At 73.9% G+C, this 16,533-nt stretch carries 12 protein-coding genes; 2 read left to right on the top strand and 10 right to left on the bottom strand.

The window, feature by feature from the left end; translation table 11 throughout:
* Positions 1 to 84: 84 nt before the first annotated feature.
* The 6 genes from AB0G52_RS24565 to AB0G52_RS24590 all read right to left on the bottom strand — a co-directional run bounded on the left by AB0G52_RS24565 (position 85) and on the right by AB0G52_RS24590 (position 6,560).
* Entirely contained in the window at positions 85 to 2,673 is a 2,589-nt protein-coding gene (locus tag AB0G52_RS24565; RefSeq protein ID WP_132888661.1) for a SpoIIE family protein phosphatase, read from the bottom strand.
* 259 nt (positions 2,674 to 2,932) lie between these two features.
* Positions 2,933 to 3,376: an ATP-binding protein gene (locus tag AB0G52_RS24570; protein WP_207921704.1), complete on the bottom strand. Its 444-nt coding sequence runs from the start codon at positions 3,374 to 3,376 to the stop codon at positions 2,933 to 2,935.
* Positions 3,377 to 3,468: 92 nt separating this feature from the next.
* The gene (locus AB0G52_RS24575) at positions 3,469 to 3,876 is read right to left on the bottom strand and encodes a (deoxy)nucleoside triphosphate pyrophosphohydrolase (RefSeq protein ID WP_132888659.1); all 408 of its coding nucleotides are present in this window, start codon (positions 3,874 to 3,876) and stop codon (positions 3,469 to 3,471) included.
* A gap of 21 nt (positions 3,877 to 3,897) precedes the next feature.
* Entirely contained in the window at positions 3,898 to 4,101 is a 204-nt protein-coding gene (locus AB0G52_RS24580; protein ID WP_361338657.1) for an SPOR domain-containing protein, read from the bottom strand.
* Positions 4,102 to 4,430: 329 nt separating this feature from the next.
* A complete protein-coding gene (locus tag AB0G52_RS24585; protein WP_132888657.1) occupies positions 4,431 to 5,183 on the bottom strand; it encodes a GntR family transcriptional regulator in 753 nt (250 codons plus the stop codon).
* 147 nt (positions 5,184 to 5,330) lie between these two features.
* Positions 5,331 to 6,560 (bottom strand): DUF4190 domain-containing protein, encoded by a 1,230-nt coding sequence (locus tag AB0G52_RS24590; protein ID WP_361338660.1) that lies wholly within the window; start codon positions 6,558 to 6,560, stop codon positions 5,331 to 5,333.
* A 203-nt stretch (positions 6,561 to 6,763) separates the two neighbouring features.
* On the opposite strand from AB0G52_RS24590, the gene AB0G52_RS24595 reads away from it, so the two are divergent.
* Positions 6,764 to 7,936 (top strand): serpin family protein, encoded by a 1,173-nt coding sequence (locus AB0G52_RS24595; RefSeq protein WP_361338663.1) that lies wholly within the window; start codon positions 6,764 to 6,766, stop codon positions 7,934 to 7,936.
* Between the two features lie 27 nt (positions 7,937 to 7,963).
* On the opposite strand, the gene AB0G52_RS24600 is transcribed toward AB0G52_RS24595, so the two are convergent.
* Positions 7,964 to 10,942 (bottom strand): glycoside hydrolase family 2 TIM barrel-domain containing protein, encoded by a 2,979-nt coding sequence (locus tag AB0G52_RS24600; protein WP_361338666.1) that lies wholly within the window; start codon positions 10,940 to 10,942, stop codon positions 7,964 to 7,966.
* 207 nt (positions 10,943 to 11,149) lie between these two features.
* Between AB0G52_RS24600 and AB0G52_RS24605 the strand changes: the two genes are divergently transcribed.
* Positions 11,150 to 12,151, top strand: coding sequence for a LacI family DNA-binding transcriptional regulator (locus AB0G52_RS24605; RefSeq protein ID WP_361338669.1), 1,002 nt, complete (start codon positions 11,150 to 11,152; stop codon positions 12,149 to 12,151).
* Positions 12,152 to 12,178: 27 nt separating this feature from the next.
* Here the strand turns inward: AB0G52_RS24605 and AB0G52_RS24610 are convergent, their stop codons facing one another.
* The 3 genes from AB0G52_RS24610 to AB0G52_RS24620 all read right to left on the bottom strand — a co-directional run bounded on the left by AB0G52_RS24610 (position 12,179) and on the right by AB0G52_RS24620 (position 16,522).
* A complete protein-coding gene (locus tag AB0G52_RS24610) occupies positions 12,179 to 14,371 on the bottom strand; it encodes a DEAD/DEAH box helicase (RefSeq protein ID WP_361338672.1) in 2,193 nt (730 codons plus the stop codon).
* A 253-nt stretch (positions 14,372 to 14,624) separates the two neighbouring features.
* Complete coding sequence (locus AB0G52_RS24615; protein WP_132888652.1) at positions 14,625 to 15,323, bottom strand: response regulator transcription factor; 699 nt, start codon at positions 15,321 to 15,323, stop codon at positions 14,625 to 14,627.
* Positions 15,320 to 16,522, bottom strand: a complete 1,203-nt coding sequence (locus AB0G52_RS24620) for a histidine kinase (RefSeq protein ID WP_132888651.1) — start codon at positions 16,520 to 16,522, stop codon at positions 15,320 to 15,322. The genes AB0G52_RS24615 and AB0G52_RS24620 overlap by 4 nt, the downstream gene beginning before the upstream one ends.
* Positions 16,523 to 16,533 lie beyond the last annotated feature (11 nt).

Below are 16,533 nucleotides of genomic sequence, written 5' to 3' on the forward strand. Positions count from 1 at the left end.
CCCGCGCCCCTGAAGGGGCGCGGGGAACTGCGCGAACGGCCACCGCGGCGCCGCGCCGAACGAACCGGCCGAATCCGCCGTTCCTCAGAACAGGCTGAGCAGCGCCTCCGCCGGGTCGGTCAGGCCCGTTTCGCCGTCCGGCAGCGGCAGCTCGAACCACACCGTCTTGCCCCGCGGCGTCCGGCGTGAACCCCACGCCGCGCTGAGCAGGCCGACCAGTTGCAGCCCGCGGCCGCCCTCGTCGGTGTCCCGCGCCCTGCGGCGCCTCGGCTGGACCAGCCCGGAGTCCCAGACCTCGCACACCAGGGTGCGGTCGAGCAGGAGACGCAGCCGTATCTCGCCCTCGCCGTACCGCAGGGCGTTGGTGACCAGCTCGCTGACCAGCAGCTCCGTCGTGTCGACCAGCGCTTCGAGGTCCCAGCTGAGCAGCTGGCCGCGCGCGTACTCCCGGGCGCGTCCCACACTGCGCGGCTCGCGCGGCAGCGTCCAGTCGCCGACCTGCTCGGCGGGCAGCCCCTGGACACGTGCCATCAGCAGGGCGATGTCGTCCTCGCCGTGGTGCGTGTCAAGGGTGTTGAGGACGTGGTCGCAGACGTCCTCCAGGGGCCGCGAAGGGTCGGTGAGGGCGCCGACGAACGCCTGGAGCCCCTCGTCCAGGGGATGGTCGCGGGATTCGACGAGGCCGTCGGTGTAGAGCGCGAGGAGGGAACCCTCGGGGAGGTCCACCTCGACCTCCTCGAAGGGCTCGCCGCCGACACCGAGCGGCATGCCGGGCGGGACGTCGAGCATCAGGGCCGTCTCGCCGGGTTCGACCAGCACGGGCGGCAGGTGGCCGGCGTTGGCGAACGTACAGCGCCGGGTGACGGAGTCGTAGACCGCGTACACGCAGGTCGCGAGGTAGACCTCGGACAGGTCGGCGTCGCGGGGCTGGCGGGCCGTGCGGGTGGCCTGCTGGATGCCGCCCGGGGTGCCGAGCCCGCGGGCGATCTCGTCGAGCGCGGACAGCACCTCCGCCGGTTCGAGGTCGAGGAGGGCCAGCGTGCGTACGGCCGTGCGCAGTTCGCCCATCGCGACCGCCGCGCGCAGCCCGCGCCCCATCACGTCGCCCACCACCAGCGCCGTGCGGTGGCCGGGGAGTTCTATGACGTCGAACCAGTCGCCGCCGACCTCGGTCGCCGCGTTGCCGGGCAGGTAGCGGCAGGCGATGTCGAGCCCCGAGGCCTCGGGGTCGCCGGGCGGCAGCAGGGACCGCTGCAGTATCAGCGCGCGTTCGTGCTCACGGCGGTAGAGGCGGGCGTTGTCGATGCAGACGGCGGCGCGGGCGGCCAGTTCGACCGCCAGGTCCCGGTCGCGGTCCCCGAACGGTTCGCTGCCCTTGGTGCGGGCGAACTGGACGAGGCCGACGACCGTGTCGTGGGCGACCATCGGGACGGCGAGCGTGGACTGCACCAGGCCGCCGTCCGCGGCGGGCACGTACTGCGGACGTGCGGTGCGCAGGGCGTCCGCGCAGGGCGAGTTGAACGGGTAGTGGTGGACCGCGCCGACCGCGACCGGGGCGCCGCCGCCCACGAAGGGCTCGTCGGAGACCGCGCTGGCGAAGGCGACCCGGCGCAACTCCGCGCTGCCGTCGGCCAGTCCCGGCGGGGTCTCGTCACCGGCCAGCAGCCCCTGGTAGAGGTCGACGGTGGCGAGGTCGCAGAAGCCGGGCACCACCACGTCGAGGAGTTCGCGGGCGGTGGTCTCCAGGTCGAGCGAGTTGCCGATGCGGGCACCGGCCTCGTTGAGGAGGGCGAGGTTGCGCCGGGCGGCGGCGGCCTCGCGGGCCGCGGCGCGGCGGGCGGTGATGTCCAGGCCCAGCCAGGCGACGCCGATGGGGCGGCCGGTGCCGCTGTGCACCCGGTAGAGGTTGACGGACCAGTGCCGGCGCTCCTCGGAACCCGGCACGAAGCCGGTGACGTGCATGTCCGTGATGGAGTTGCCGGTCTCCAGGACCCGGCGCAGGGTGGCCGCGACCCGCTCCGCCTCCGCACGGGGCAGGTAGTCGTGGACGCCCTTGCCCCGGTGGTCGTCGGGGGTGCCGCCGAAGATGGAGGAGAACCGCAGGTTGGCGCGGCGGATCCGGAGGTCGGGGTCGATCAGCAGGAAACCGAAAGGAGATTGACCGAATATCGCCTGCGAGGCGGCCAGGTCGGTCTCGATGCTGCGTAGGGTGCGGACGTCGACGACGATGCACACGGCCGCGTTCTCGCCCTCGGCGGTGCGGGTGGGCATGACGTAGACCTCGGCGAGGCCCTCCTCGCCGCGCGCGCCGTCCGGGCCGTCGGGCATCCGGAACGGGACCACTCCCGTCCACTCCCGCCCGTCGAGGATCTCGGCCATCTTCCGCTGGCCGCGCTCGCGCAGGTCGGGGTCGATGAACGCCTCGATGGGGTCCATGCCGACGGCGCGTTCGGCGGGGATGCCGAAGATCTGCTCGGCGCGCAGGCTCCACTGGTCGACCAGGCCGCCGGCGCCGATGGAGAACGAGGCGACCTTGATGTAGTCGTAGATCGAGCCGGGTGGGCTGCTCTGCCACATGGCGTCGCCAGGGGCCGCGGCCTCTGCCGCGGTCCCCGCCTGCCCGCCGTCCGACGGATCCTCGGACTCCGTGGCCTCAGCTGGTATCTCGCTCACGCGAACCGTCCCCTCCAGCTCACCGCGCCCGGCACCGGTCACCGGATGCGGCTGCCCGCAGTATCCAGCACTACGGCGCCGCCTGACACGGTGTTCACGATCACAGCACGGTCCAGGCGATTTCCGGACCGGTCCGTGAGAACACTTCCAGTCTTCTAACCAGGGAACACGTCCTCGAACCACCCTGTTCGGGACCCGTTTCGGGGCCACTCCCGCGAGTGGACGGCACAGCGCCGGGTGTACATCCCGTTCACCCGGTTCAGCCGGGTACGGCCAGCTCGAACCAGACCGTCTTGCCGTTGACGCCGGGGCGGGTGCCCCAGCTCCGCGAGGAGCCGGCGACCAGTTGGAGGCCGCGGCCGCCCTCGTCGTCGGGGCTGGCGGCGCGCTCGCGCGGGGGGTCGGGGAGCGGGTCGGAGACCTCGACGCGCAGGGTGCCCGTCAGGTCGGCGGGGCGTACGAGACGGACGCCGATGGGGCCGGTGGCGTGCCGCATCGCGTTGGTGACCAGCTCGCTGACGAGGAGGGCCGTGATGTCGGCCAGGGGGTCGAGACGCCAGCCCCGCAGTTGGTCCCGGACCGCGGTGCGGGCGGTACGCACGGCGCCCGGCTCCGCGGGGAAGGTCCACTCGACGGTGTCACCTTCGGTGTCGATCACACCGATCACTTCCCGTGCAGCGTGCCCACCCATGCCCGGTTTCATGGGGTTAAGGGGCACATACCCGGTATCACTGAGGGATTACCGCGCAGAGGGGGGCCCTGTGGTGCGAACGAGGTAAGAGGAGGCTGCCGGTCCTACCGGGCACGGGCCTGTAGGGCGATCACCTCGCGTACCGCCGGTACGTCCTGGTCCAGCCAGTGCACCGACCAGATCTGCTCCGGTGTCAGCCAGCGCAGTTCGTCGTGGTCCTGGAGGGGCTCGGGGGCGGGTGAGTCGGGGCGGAGGCGGGCCGTCCAGACGTGGAGGACGTACGGGTCCCGCAGGGGCCACTGCCCCGGCACGCGGGCCACGGCCTCGGCCTGCACACCCAACTCCTCGCTCAGTTCGCGCGCCAGCGCGTGCTCGGGGGTCTCGCCGGGCTCCACCTTGCCGCCGGGCAGTTCCCAGCGGCCGGCCAGTTCCGGGGGTGCGCTGCGGCGGGCCGCGAGCAGGCGGCCGGCGTCGAGCAGGGCGGCTCCGACCACCACGATCCGTTCGCTCATGGCCCGGAGCCTACGGGAGGCTCAGTTGCGGATGCCGCCGTCCCCGTTGCCGTGGCCGTGGCCGACGCGTTCGACCCAGTAGAGCTGTTTGTGTCCGCGGTCGTCGAGACTGTCGGCGATCTTCTGCGCCTCGGCCCGGGTCGCGTACCGGCCGACGCGGTAGCGATTGCCGTTGTCGTCCTGCCGTATGACGAGCCAGGGGAGAGAGACCGTGCCTTCCGTCATCGCACCCCTCCGTGTCTCCCGGCTCCCGCCCGTCCCCGCCCCGCTAAGGAAACCGCACTCCGCATATGCCCGAGCGTACGCCTAACCTTTACGCAGCGAATACGCCTTTTCACAAAGAGGTACGCAACCAGCCAGAACGGCGGGGGCGCACGATGACGAATGCGCCGTTCGGGTGCCTGCCCCTTCGGGTCGCGGGCATGCCGGGGACAGCCGCGATCACCTGGGAAAACGGCCGGATTCCGGCGGCGGGCCAGGGAAGGGGGCCCGCCCCGGGCAGGCGTGCAACACCGCAGGGGTGTGCGCTACTTCACCGAGGGGTGGTAGGCGCGCTATCTCACCGGCAGGTGATAGGAGGCGCGGTAGCGGTCCGCCGGGACGACGACGTCCGCGGTCTCCACCGGGCGGCCGGAGGCGAAGTACGTCCGCTGGATCACGAGGACCACATGGCCGGGGACCCCGCCGAGCGCGAGCAGTTCCTCGGCGAGGCCGGGACGGGCGCCGACCTCCTCGGTGACGTTGTCCACGATGACGTCGATGGCGCGCATCCGCTCGACCACGCCCATCCCGCCGAGCGGGCCCTCCTCGGGCAGCATCACGGGGGTACGGCCGGTGACGGCCAGGGGTTCCCAGGAGGTGGAGAGCATCATCGGCTCGCCCGCGTCCCGGAACAGATAGCGGGTGCGCATCACCCGGTCGCCGACCTGGATGCCGAGCCGGTCGGCGATGGCGCTGCCCGCCGCGGCCTGCTCACTGCGGGACTCCCAGGTGCCGCGCGCCGTCGCATCGGCCTGCTCCTGCCGGAACGGGGTGGCGCCGCCCGCCGGCCGGTACCCGGAGCGGACCACCCGCCGGGGCACGGGCCGCTCGCGCACATAGGTCCCGGAGCCGGATCGGCCCTCGACCAGGCCCTCGGCCATCAGCACCTTGCGGGCCTCCAGGGCGACGGTGTCCGAGACGCCGTACTCCTCGCGGATGCGCGCCTGGGAGGGGAGCCGCGTATGAGGGGGCAGCGAACCGTCGACGATCTTCTTGCGGAGATCACCCGCGACACGCAGATACGCCGGCTGCTCACCGAAAGTCACTGGCCGCTCCCATCAGGTTGTACAGACAGCAACAGCGTGGCAACCGTGGGTCGAGCGGTGCAAGCAAAGGCCAGAGAATCACTCGATGTGATGACAAAGGGTTGCGGGAGGCCTTGCGCAGGCATTTTCTCCCCGTTCTGACGCCGCTCACACCTCGACGCCGGAGCCGCCCCCTCCGTTCCCCGCGCCGCCGTCCGCGCCGCCGCTGCCGTCCTCGTACGCGGGCGGGACGGTGGTGAGCCCCAGAGCATCGCGTACGGTCACCGTGCGGTGCGGGTCGATCAGTTTGTACCCCTTGTCATAGTGCGTGAAGAAGGTGTCGACGTCCGGCGCCCGCGCGGCCTGCGCCCACTCGGCGCGGGCCCTGTCGAGGTCGGCGGCGAGGGCCAGGACCGGCTGTTTCGTCGCGGCGCCCCACCGGTGCCCGCGGAGCATCGCCGTCTGCTTGCCCAGCGCCGCGGCCATGCGCCCCGCCCACGCCTTGTTCCCGGACAGGTCGTCCTCGACGTACGCGGAGTCGGGGGCGGTGTCCAGGGCGGTGTTCAGGACGTGCGCGGCCCTGAGGTAGGCGAGTTGGTCGGCCGAGTAGGCGTCGGGGCCCTGGCGGTAGGACTCGGTGAGCCGGCCGCCGCTGGTGGAACTGCCGAAGACGCAGACCACGTCCCGGTCCCCGGCGGCCCAACTGTCCTCGCTGGGCGTGAAGTAGTAGACGGCGACGTCGTCGGGGACCGCCCAGACGTCCAGGACGTAGGTGTCCTCCAGGCCGTAGCAGCGGTCGTCGGCGGAGTCTCCGATCGCGTCGTCGCCCGGGTAGGCGCTGCCCTTGAGGCGGTAGGTGGCGAAGACCTCGCCGTCATGACCCTCGTCGCAGGCGGCCGGGGTGACGTCGGTGATCAGGTCGTCGTCGAGCGCGTGGTCCGGGGTGTCGAAGCAGTCGCCCGTGCTCAGCGAGAGGCCGGCGCGGTCGCGCGCGCCCTCCTTGAAGCCCTCCCAGAAGCCGGCCGCGCCGCCCGTGGCCAGCATCAGCACCAACAGGGCGAGGCCGACCCCGGAGAGCACCGAGCCGGTCACTGCCATCGCCCTGCCGCGCTCCCCCCGCCTGCGGATCTGGACCAGCGCGACCGCACCCAGCACCAGCCCGACCCCCGGCAGGCAGCACAGCAGTCCGAGCACGAGGGAGGCGATGGCGAGACCGTTGACGGGCGGCTGGACCGGGTGGGGCCCGTAGCCCTGGCCCCAGGGCTGGTACGGCGAGGGGTACGGCGGCTGCTGCCCGTACGGCGCCTGCGGGTGCTGCGGGTACTGCGGCAGGCCCGACTGAGGCGGCTGATACGGCCCTTGTCGCTGGTGGGGGCCGGGAGGCGGAGGTATGGACACCGGTACCGTGCTCCTGAGGGGGCGTCGGCCGCGCGGAAACGGACGGCTGAACTGACGTACGACTGCGCGCATCGTAGGCGCGCCGTGAACGGGGGCGGAATGAGGGTGCGCACGGCGTCCGCGGCGACGTCCCCGCACGTCCTCGTGGTGGACCGGCCCACGGGTCCCCTGCCCTTCCCCGAGTGTCCCTGGGAGGACGACGAATGAACGACACCGTCAGCGCCGTGAACGCGCTCACCGCACGCTGGGCGCGGGGGACCAGGCAGGGCACGGTCTTCTCGGCCGCCGGGGTCTGGCCGCTGCTGGCCTTCCTCGCCGACGGCGCCACGGGACCCGCCCGGGACGAACTGACCCGGGCCGTGGGGGTGCGGGCCGACCGGGCGGCGGCCGGTGCGCGGGAGTTACTCGCCGGGCTGGACGCGATGCCCGGCGTGGCGTCGGCCCTGGGGCTGTGGACCGACCGTGCGCTGCAGTTGCGCGAACAGTGGGCGGCGGGGCTGCCCGCCGACGCGCACGGGGTGCTCGGGCCCGATGCCGCGGCGTCCCGGCAGGCGCTGGACGCGTGGGCGGCCGAGCGCACCGGTGGTCTGGTGGAGCGGATGCCGGTCCGGTTGGCCGACGGGGCCCGGCTGGTCCTGGCGACCGCGCTGGCGCTGCGCACGGACTGGCGGCACCCGTTCCGGGAGACCGTGCTGCGGCCGGGCTCCGGCCCGTGGCAGGGCCGGGCGCTGGCCGGTCTGCACCGCAGCAGCGTCCGCCCGGACCGGATCGGGGTGACCGCGGGCCCGGACGGGGCGGTCACCACGGTCAGGGTGCCCGGCGGCAACGGCCTCGACGTCCATCTGCTGCTCGGCGCGGAGGGGATGGCGCCCGGGCAGGTGCTGGGCGCCGGCATCGGCGTCCTGGAACGGGCCCTGCCGGTGACGACCGGCGGCCGGCTGCCCTACGGGCCCGCGGGTCCCGGCGTGGTCGTGGAGCGACAGCCGTCCCTCACCCCGGACCCGATGCGGCTCGACGTGACGACCGTCGGGTTCACGGTGCGCGCGGACCACGACCTGCTGCAACTGCACGGCCTGTTCGGGCTGTCCACGGCGGCCGACGCCCGCGAGGGGCACTTCCCCGGTATCAGCGCGGCGCCGCTCGCCATCGGCGCGGCCGGGCAGTCCGCGCTCGCCGAGTTCGGCCCGCTGGGCTTCCGGGCCGCCGCGGTGACGGCCGTCCTGGCGGCACCGGGCGGCGGCCCGCCGCAGCACCGGTACGAGTCCACCGTGGTCCGAGCCGTCTTCGACCGGCCGTTCGGCTTCCTCGCCGTACACCGCGAGAGCCGGCTGGTCCTGGCCGCGGGCTGGATCACGGAACCGGCCCCGGCGGGGTGAGCCGCCGGGGCCGCCGCAGGCTCAGGCTCAGGTTCCCGGGGTGATGCGGAGCCTGATGGTGCGGGCCTCCGGGCGCAGGGCGAACTCGGGCCACACGTCCGGCCCGCAGGCCCGGGAGCCGAGGCCGTGCTGGGCCGCGTCGATGATCAGGTGGCTGGTGGCGGACTCCGGGAGCTCGAAGGGGTGGGCGGCGCGGTCGAGTTGCTGCGGGGTGTGCCGGGCGAGGGTGAAGCCGGGGCGCCGCCCGCGCGGGTCGGGCAGGGCCGTCAGGCGCAGGACGTCGGTGTCGCCGCTGGTCAGTGTGAGGTGCCGCAGCCCGGAGCGGTGGCCGGTCTCCTGGGGACGCGCGTAGTCGACCGAGAGGTCCGCCACACCGGCCGTGAAGTGACCGGTGCGGGCCGCGCGCATGCTGTCGGGGTAGGACTCGAGCGGGCCGAGGCCGAACCACCGGGCGCCGTCCACGGGTGCCGTGCCGTCGGGCAGTTCGAAGCGCACCCCGATCCGCGGCCACACCGTCCCCCAGCCGCGCGAGGGCTCGATCTCCACGCGCAGTTCCAGTTCGCCGTCCTCGACCGTCCAGACGGTCTCCACGGTGACCGAGAGCGCGGAGTCGGCGGCGGAGACCCGGTCGAGGGTGCGCAGCGCGTCCGTGGCCTGTTCCACGCCGACGCGGCGGGTGGTCAGCCGGTCGAGTCCGTCGCGCCGCCAGAGTGCGGCGCTGGACACCTCGGCCAGGCTCGCGTCGCTGCCCTCCAGCCGGTCGGCGGTGCCCTCGTCGTTGTCGGTGGGCGCCCGGAACAGCTCCAGCCGGGGGCCGGTCACCGGGCGGCCGGCGAGGCGGGTGAGGGAGCCGCCGGTGAACTCGGCGATGCCGAGGGCGAGGGTCCCCTCCCCCGGCCGCCAGCCGGTGCGGGGGCGGACCGCGGGCACCGGGCGGTGTACCGTGCGGTCCAGTTGGGCGGCGGCGACCTCGTGCCCCTCGGGCGCCCAGGCGGTCTCCGCCGCGAGCACCGCCTCGACCGTCAGCCAGGTCTCGGCGTCCGCCGCGACCGCGACCGGCGGCAGCGCCACCCGCGCCGATCCGCCCGCCGCGACCACCGGTACCTCCAGGTCCCCCGCGTCCACGGGGTTCCCGTCGTGCTCGACGCGCCAGCGGAAGCGCAGGTCGGAGGTGTCGGCCGAGTGCCGCAGGTTGGTGACGACGAGTTCGCCGCCGTCGAACGCGAACCGGATCGGCTGCACGACGGCCTTGTACTCGTACAGGCCGGGCGTCGGCACGTCGTCGCTCAGCACCATGCCGTCCATCACGAAGTTGCCGTCGTGCACGACCTCCCCGAAGTCCCCGCCGTACGCGAAGTACGGCGTCCCGTCCGGGGCGGTGGCCGAGATGCCGTGGTCGCGCCACTCCCAGACGAACCCGCCGTGCAGCCGCGGGTGGCGGTGGACGAGTTCCTCGTACTGGTCGAGGGCGCCGGGGCCGTTGCCCATGGCGTGGGCGTACTCGCAGAGCAGGAAGGGCTTGGTGCGCTGCCGGGCGCCCTGGGCCGGGGTGCAGCCCAGCAGCGGGGCGGTGGAGCCGTCGGTGCCGATCTGCTCGGTCTCCGGCACCGTCGAGTACATCCGGGAGTACACGTCGGTGTAGTCGCCGGTGTAGTCGCCCTCGTAGTGCACGGGACGCTCGGGGTCGCGGGCGTGCACCCAGGCCGACATGGCGGCGAGGTTGGCGCCGGTGCCGGCCTCGTTGCCGAGCGACCAGAGCACGACGCAGGGGTGGTTCTTGTCCCGTTCCACGGTGCGCTCGACGCGGTCCAGGCAGGCGGCGCGCCAGGCGGGGTCGTCGGTGGGGTTGCCGGCCCAGCCGACCTTCTCGAAGCCGTGGGTCTCCAGGTCGCATTCGAGGACGACCCAGAAGCCGAGTTCGTCGGCGAGGTCGAGCAGCCGGGGGTGCGGCGGGTAGTGGCTGGTGCGGATGGCGTTCACGTTGAACCGCTTCATCCGGGCCAGGTCCGCGCGGGCGTGCGCCTCGTCGAAGACCCGGCCGCGCTCGGGGTGGGTCTCGTGCCGGTTCATCCCGTGGAAGACCACCCGGCGGCCGTTGACCAGGAACCGGTCACCGCGGATCTCGACGGTGCGGAACCCGACCCGCAGGGTGACGGTCTCGGCGGCCGAGGAGACGGTCGCGTCGTACAGGCGGGGCAGTTCGGCCGACCACGGCTCGACGGCGGCCACCTCGACCGGCGCCACGTCGGCCGCCGTCTCCCAGACCTGCTCGACGCCCAGTTCGCGGATGCGCAGGGTGACCGGGAACGCGCCCGCGCCGGCGGTGATCTCGGCCTCGACGCGGCCGCGCCCGTCGTCGTACCCCGTCCGCAGCCAGACGTCCTCGATGCCGCCGGCCGGGCGGGCCAGCAGGGTGACGTCCCGGAAGATGCCGGGCAGCCACCACTGGTCCTGGTCCTCCAGGTAGCTGGCCGCCGACCACTGGTGCACGCGGACGGCGACGACGTTGTCGCCGGGGCGGACGGCGGACGTCACGTCGAACTCGTGGGCCAGCCGGCTGCCACTGGCGGCGCCGATCTCGACGCCGTTCACCCACACCCGGAACAGCGACTCCACGCCGTCGAAGCGCAGCAGGACCCGCTCGGCGTCCCGCCAGTCCTCCGGGAGGTCGACGTGCCGGCGGTAGTCGCCGGTGGGGTTCTCGTCGGGGACGTGCGGCGGGTCGATCGGGAAGGGGAACTGGACGTTCGTGTAGATCGGGCGGCCGTGGGCGCCGTCGCCCTCCAGGACCCAGTGGGCGGGCACCGGGATGCTGTCCCAGCCGCGGTCGTCGAAGTCCTCGGTCGCGAAGTCCTCGGACACGGCCGCGGTGGGCGACAGCCGGAAGTGCCAGGGGCCGTTGAGCGAGACGGCGGGCGCGTCGGAGTGCAGCCAGGAGCGGGCCGGACGCAGGTCGCCGTGGCCGGGCGCGGGGTCCGACACGTGCGCGGGGAGCGAGGAGCGCAAGGGGTCACAACCTTCTGTTCAGCGGGTGGCGGACGGTACCGTGAGCGCTCACGGGAGCGGTAACGGGAGGCGTTTCGGAGTGTGGGCTCCGGCCCGTGGGAGTGTCAAGACCGGGTGCTCCGGGACACGGCATACTCGGTGTCCCTGCGACGCGTCCCTGCGGCTTCCCGCGGCGCGGGCGTGTCGGCAGTCTCGTGGAGGTGAGTGATGGCGTCGTCGGGGACCGGCCCCCGCAGGGTGACGATCGACGATGTGGCCGAGGCCGCGGGGGTGTCCCGGCAGACCGTGTCACGGGCGCTCAACGACAAGGGCGAGATCGGCGTCTCCACCAAGCAGCGCGTCCTCGACGCGGCCCTCGCGCTGGGGTACCGGCCGAGCAGGTTCGCCCGGGGGCTGGTGCGGCAGGACACGGTCAGCGTCGGCCTGGTGATCCCGGACCTGCTCAACCCGTTCTTCACCGAGGTCGCCGCCGCCGCGCTGGAGGCGGCCCGGGGCCGCGGCTGGCACGTCGTCGTGTACGACACCGGTGACCGCGTCGAGGAGGAGCGGGGCACGCTGGAGGTGATCGCCTCGCAGGTGGACGCGGTCGTGGGCTACCTGAGCCTGCCGGAGGAGGAGATCGCCCGGCTGACCCGGGGGCTGCCCGTCGTCCTCATCGACCGCGCGCCCTGCGGCGAGCGGTTCAGCTCGATCCGGATCCACGGGGAGGCGGGCGTCCACGCGGCGATCCGGCACCTCACCGGGGCGGGCCACCGGCGCATCGGCATGCTGGACCACATGGAACGGTCCGAACCGAGCGTCCGGCACGCGTGGTTCGACGCCGCGATGGCCGCGTGCGGGCTGGACGCCGGTTCGGTGGCCCGCGCCGACCAGAGCGCGGAGGGCGGGGAGCGGGCGCTCCAGGAACTCCTCGCGGACCACCCCGACCTGACCGGCGTGTTCGTCTTCAACGACATCATCGCCTTCGGGGCGTTGCGCGCCGCCCGCCGCATGGGCCGTGAGGTCCCAGGTGACCTCGCGGTGATCGGCTTCGACGGGCTGCGGCTGGGCGCGCTGGTGGAGCCCCCGCTGACCACGGTGGCCCTGGACATCCGCGGCCTCGGGGCGCTCGCGGTCGACCAGGCGGCGAGGCTGCTGACCGGGAGCGTTCCCCTGCCGGCGGACGAACTGGTCGTGGGGGCCGAGCTGCAGCTCCGGGGATCGGGGTAGCGGCACGGACCACCGCTCCCCCGGGCTTCACTCGGCCGTGGCGGCCCACGCCGCCGGCACACCCAGGCGGGCCTGTTCCTCCTCGACGATCCGGCGGGCCAGGTCGGCGTCCGACACGTCGACCGCGTCCGGGGTGGCCTCGGCGACCGCGCTGCGGCGGGCATAGGCGTCGAACAGGCGGGTCTTGCGCTCCAGCATCCGCACCAGGCGTTCGTCCACTCCCCCGGTGGCGAGCAGCCGGTGCACGCGGACCGGTCTGACCTGGCCCATGCGGTGGGCCCTGGCCACCGCCTGGTGCTCGACGGTGGGCTTGAGCTGGGGTTCGCAGATGACGACCACGGAGGCGGCCTGCAGGTTGAGGCCGACGCCGGCCGCCTGGATCTGCGCGAGGAGCACGGCGGGGCCCGGGGCGGCGGCGTAGTCGTCGACGGTCCGCTGCCGCCGCGCGGCGGGCACGGCACCGGTGAGGGGACCGAAGACCGCGGTGCCGTCGGCGAGTGCGTCGGGGGGTGCCTCGGCGAGTGCGTCCCGGACCACCTGGAGCACGTCCTTGAAGTAGGAGAAGACCACGGTCTTCTGCCCGTTCTCGGCGGCCTCCTCGACGATCTCCCGGAGCCGCTCCAGCTTGGCCGACCCCTCCGGGCGCGCGTACCCGGCCCTGCGCATCGCCATGAAGTTCCCGGAGCGCACGGCCTCGCGGTACGCCTCCTCGTCCGAGGCGCTCAGCTCCTCCCACTCGTCGGTCCGCTGGAGGCTCGGGAGTTCGGTGAGCACGTCCTGCTGGTTGCGCCGCAGGTAGACGGGGGCGACGGCCTTGCGGAAGGCGACCGATCCGGCCAGGGCGTCCCCGTCCGCCAGGGCCTTCGCGATGCCGTCGTCGAGCATCCCGACCAGGTTGCGGAACTCCGCGACCCGGTTCTCCATCGGGGTTCCGGTCATGAACAGGGCGCGCTCACAGTATTCGGCCCACCGGGCCACCGCCTGGGACCGCTTGGCCTTCGGGTTCTTCACGGTGTGCGCCTCGTCGACCACGAACAGACCGACCTCACCGCCGCCCGGTGCGGGAAATCCGCGCAGGGCGTCGAACGTGGTCACCGCGACCCCGCCGCGGCCCTTCCAGTCGGCGAACGCGTCGTGCCGGTCGGGGCCGTGCAGCAGCAGGACACGCAGGGCGCTGCGGGCCTCGACCTCCCGGGTCCAGTTGACGAGGACGCTCGCCGGGCACACCACCATGAAGTGGCTCTGCCCCTCGGCGGCCAGGTGGGCCAGCACGGCGATCGCCTGGATCGTCTTCCCCAGGCCCATCTCGTCGCCGAGCACGACCTTGCGCTGCGCGAGGGCGAACCGTGCGCCGAAGGCCTGATAGCCGCGCAGGGAGACCCGTCGGTGCGTGTCGTCGAGGTGCTGGGTCCGTACCCGCTCGGCGATCTCGTCCGGCAGGAAGCCCTCGGCGGCCGCGGTGTCGGGGGCCCGTCCGGAGATCTCGGCGAGCAGCCCGTAGTAGTCGGCCGAGCGGAGTTCGAAGTCCGCCCAGGCGGCGAGGTCGGACGACGGGCCGCGGAGCAGGTCGACCGAGGCCTGGGCGAACAGTCCGGGCAGCTCCGCCCGCTCCGCCTCGTCCAGCAGCGAGCGGAGCTCCGTCACCGCCGCCCGTGCCCGCGCCTTCTTCTCCCGGCCGGCCAGGAGCATCCGGAACCGGCCGGCGGCGGGCCCCGCGGCGGCCTGCAGCGGGCACAGCCGCTCGGCCAGGGCGGCCGCCCGGTCGACGGCGCGCCGTGCCTCCGGTCCCGCCTCCACCAGCACGTGCAGAGCCCTGACGAGCGCGGTGGTGCCGGGGTCCGGCCGGTCCACGTCGAGGTGGACGGCCACGGTCTCGTGCACGGCGTCGCTGAGCCTGCGGGCCGCGGCGAGCATCTGGTCGACGGTGCGCTGTCCCACCCCGGGGATCTGGCGCAGCCGGTAGGGGCCCGCGTCGAGCACGTCGCCCACCGTGCGCAGGCCGCTCTGCTCCACGCCGCCCAGCCGCAGCCGCCCTTCGGTGACGTCCTGCAGCCGGGTGACCGGGATGGCGTCGAGTTCCCGTCGTACCGCGGCGTCGTGGATCGGGGTCAGTGCGGCCCGTACCGCCGCCACGGCCCCGTCGTGGTCCGCGACCACGTTCCGGGCCGCCTCGTACAGCCGTGTCCCCCTCGCGACCGCCTCCCGCTCGCCCCGCCCCACGTGCCCCGCCCCTCGCTCGCCCTGCCCGCATCCTCCCACCGCCCGCACCGGGCCGCGGCGGACACCGGGCCCCGGCAGCGGGAACGGTCACGCGTCCCCCGTCCGCGGTGTGCGCGGCTCGTCGCGGCCCGGGTGCGCGGCGGTCGCACCAACGGGCCACCGCCGCAGGACGTCGGCCCCGCCCGGGGTGAGCAGCACCGCCGCCGAGACGGCATGACGCGCTGGATCGCGGCGGGTGGCGTGGCGGCCGTGGTCAGGTCCGGGTGCCGGGGACGACGAGGCCGGTCTCGTAGCCGATGATGACCAGTTGGGCCCGGTCTCGGGCGCCGAGGCGGCTCATGATGCGGCTGACGTGCGTCTTCGCGGTGAGCGGACTCAGGTACAGCGCCTGGGCGATCTCCGTGTTGTTCAGGCCCCGGGCCACCAGGGTGAGGACCTCGCGCTCACGGGGGGACAGGGCGGCGAGGCGTTCCGCGTCGAGGCGGCCGTCCGGTGGCGGGGCCGCCTGGGGCAGACGCAGGATGCGGCCGATGACGCGGGCGGTGGGCCCCGGGGAGAGCAGCGCGTCACCGGCGGCCACCGTGCGCACGCCCCGCAGCAGGTCGGCCGGGAGGGTGTCCTTGACCATGAACCCGCTGGCCCCGGCCCGCAGCGCCGCCATGATGTGCTCGTCGGTGTCGTAGGTGGTGAGCACCAGGACCCGGACGCCCGCCATGTCCTCGTCGGCGGCGATCAGGCGGGTCCCCTCGATGCCGTCCGTCTCGGGCATGCGGATGTCCATGACGACCACGTCCGCGCGTGCGCTGCGCGCCAGTTCGTACGCCTCGCGGCCGGTGGCGGCCTCGCCGACCACCTCCATGTCCGGGGCCGACCCGATGAGCAGCGCGAAAGCGCCGCGCACCAGGGCCTGGTCGTCGGCGAGCAGCACGCGGATCGGCGCGTCGTCGGTCATCCGCCGTTCTCCAGACCCTGGTTGAAGGGCAGTTCGGCCTCGACCGCGAAGCCGCGTCCGTGCGGCCCGGGTCCGGCCGTCAGGGTACCGGCGACGCTGCGGGCCCGTTCCCGCATGCCCACCAGTCCGTACCCCGCGGTGCCGCTGGTGTCGGCGGGCACCTGCCCGGGGCGGGGCCCGTCGTCCTCCACGGTCACCCGCAGCCGCCGGGCGTCGGCGGTCAGCCGCACCCGGACCCGGCAACCCGGCGCGTGCCGCACGGCGTTGGTCAGCGCCTCCTGCACGATCCGGTACGCGGCCACCCCGACGGGCGCCGGTACCTGCGGCGCAGTGGTGTAGTCGAGGCCGACCAGCGCGCCGGCCGCCTCCGCCGCGCGGGCCAGGGCGGGCAGTCCGTCCAGGCCCGGTACCGGCTCGCGCTCGCCGTCCGGCTCGTCGCCGCGCAGCACCCGCAGGGTGGTGCGCAGTTCCGCGCGGGCCTCCCGGCAGGTGTCGGAGATCGTCTGCAAGGTCTTCGCCAGGCCCTTTCCGTCCAGCAGTTCGGGGTCCTCGACCAGCACGTGCGCGGCGACCGACGCCTGCACGCCGATCAGCGTGATGCTGTGGGCGAGCAGGTCGTGGAGGTCGCGCGCGATGCGCATGCGTTCCTCCGCCACCCGCCGGGCGGCCTCTTCCTCACGGGTCCGCTCGGCGCGCTCCGCCCGCTGGACGATGGCGGCGACGTACTGACGGTGTATGCGCACCGCGTCCCCGATCACCACGACCGCCAGGATCCAGCCCCCGTTGCGCAGGATGTCCCAGGCGGTGTTGGAATCGTCCTTCGCCAGCATGATGCCCATCATGAGCCCGATGGCCGCGGTGACGGTCGTGTACGTCCGCCACTGAGGCCCGGCCAGGGCCAGCGCGTACAGCGCCACCAGGCTGGCCGGCACCGCGGCGAGGTGGTTGTAGTCGGCCGTGTGGTAGACGGCCAGCACGGCGACGACCGCCAGCGCCGTGGCCATGGGGGCGCGCCGCCGACCGGCCAGGAGCACGGCGCCGGCCGTCAGGAGCACGAGGCCGACGGCGTCCGGCCGGGCGCCGCTGGACTCGTCCAGGACGACGGCCAGCACCGACTGCACCACCAGTACCGCGAGCGGGACCAGGATCTCCGACCTGGTGAGGGACGGCAGACGCCCTGTGCGCGCGATGGCCGACATCACGTCACGCC

Source organism: Streptomyces sp. NPDC021562 (genome assembly GCF_040640875.1).
Lineage (GTDB): Bacteria > Actinomycetota > Actinomycetes > Streptomycetales > Streptomycetaceae > Streptomyces.

What these genes read in the sequence shown, in the direction of transcription:
- AB0G52_RS24605 (WP_361338669.1), top strand. Translation starts at nt 11,150, where the DNA reads ATGGCGTCGTCGGGGACCGGCCCCCGCAGGGTGACGATCGACGATGTG.
- AB0G52_RS24615 (WP_132888652.1), bottom strand. Translation starts at nt 15,323, where the DNA reads ATGACCGACGACGCGCCGATCCGCGTGCTGCTCGCCGACGACCAGGCC.
- AB0G52_RS24575 (WP_132888659.1), bottom strand. Translation starts at nt 3,876, where the DNA reads ATGAGCGAACGGATCGTGGTGGTCGGAGCCGCCCTGCTCGACGCCGGC.
- AB0G52_RS24620 (WP_132888651.1), bottom strand. Translation starts at nt 16,522, where the DNA reads ATGTCGGCCATCGCGCGCACAGGGCGTCTGCCGTCCCTCACCAGGTCG.
- AB0G52_RS24580 (WP_361338657.1), bottom strand. Translation starts at nt 4,101, where the DNA reads ATGACGGAAGGCACGGTCTCTCTCCCCTGGCTCGTCATACGGCAGGAC.
- AB0G52_RS24570 (WP_207921704.1), bottom strand. Translation starts at nt 3,376, where the DNA reads ATGAAACCGGGCATGGGTGGGCACGCTGCACGGGAAGTGATCGGTGTG.
- AB0G52_RS24595 (WP_361338663.1), top strand. Translation starts at nt 6,764, where the DNA reads ATGAACGACACCGTCAGCGCCGTGAACGCGCTCACCGCACGCTGGGCG.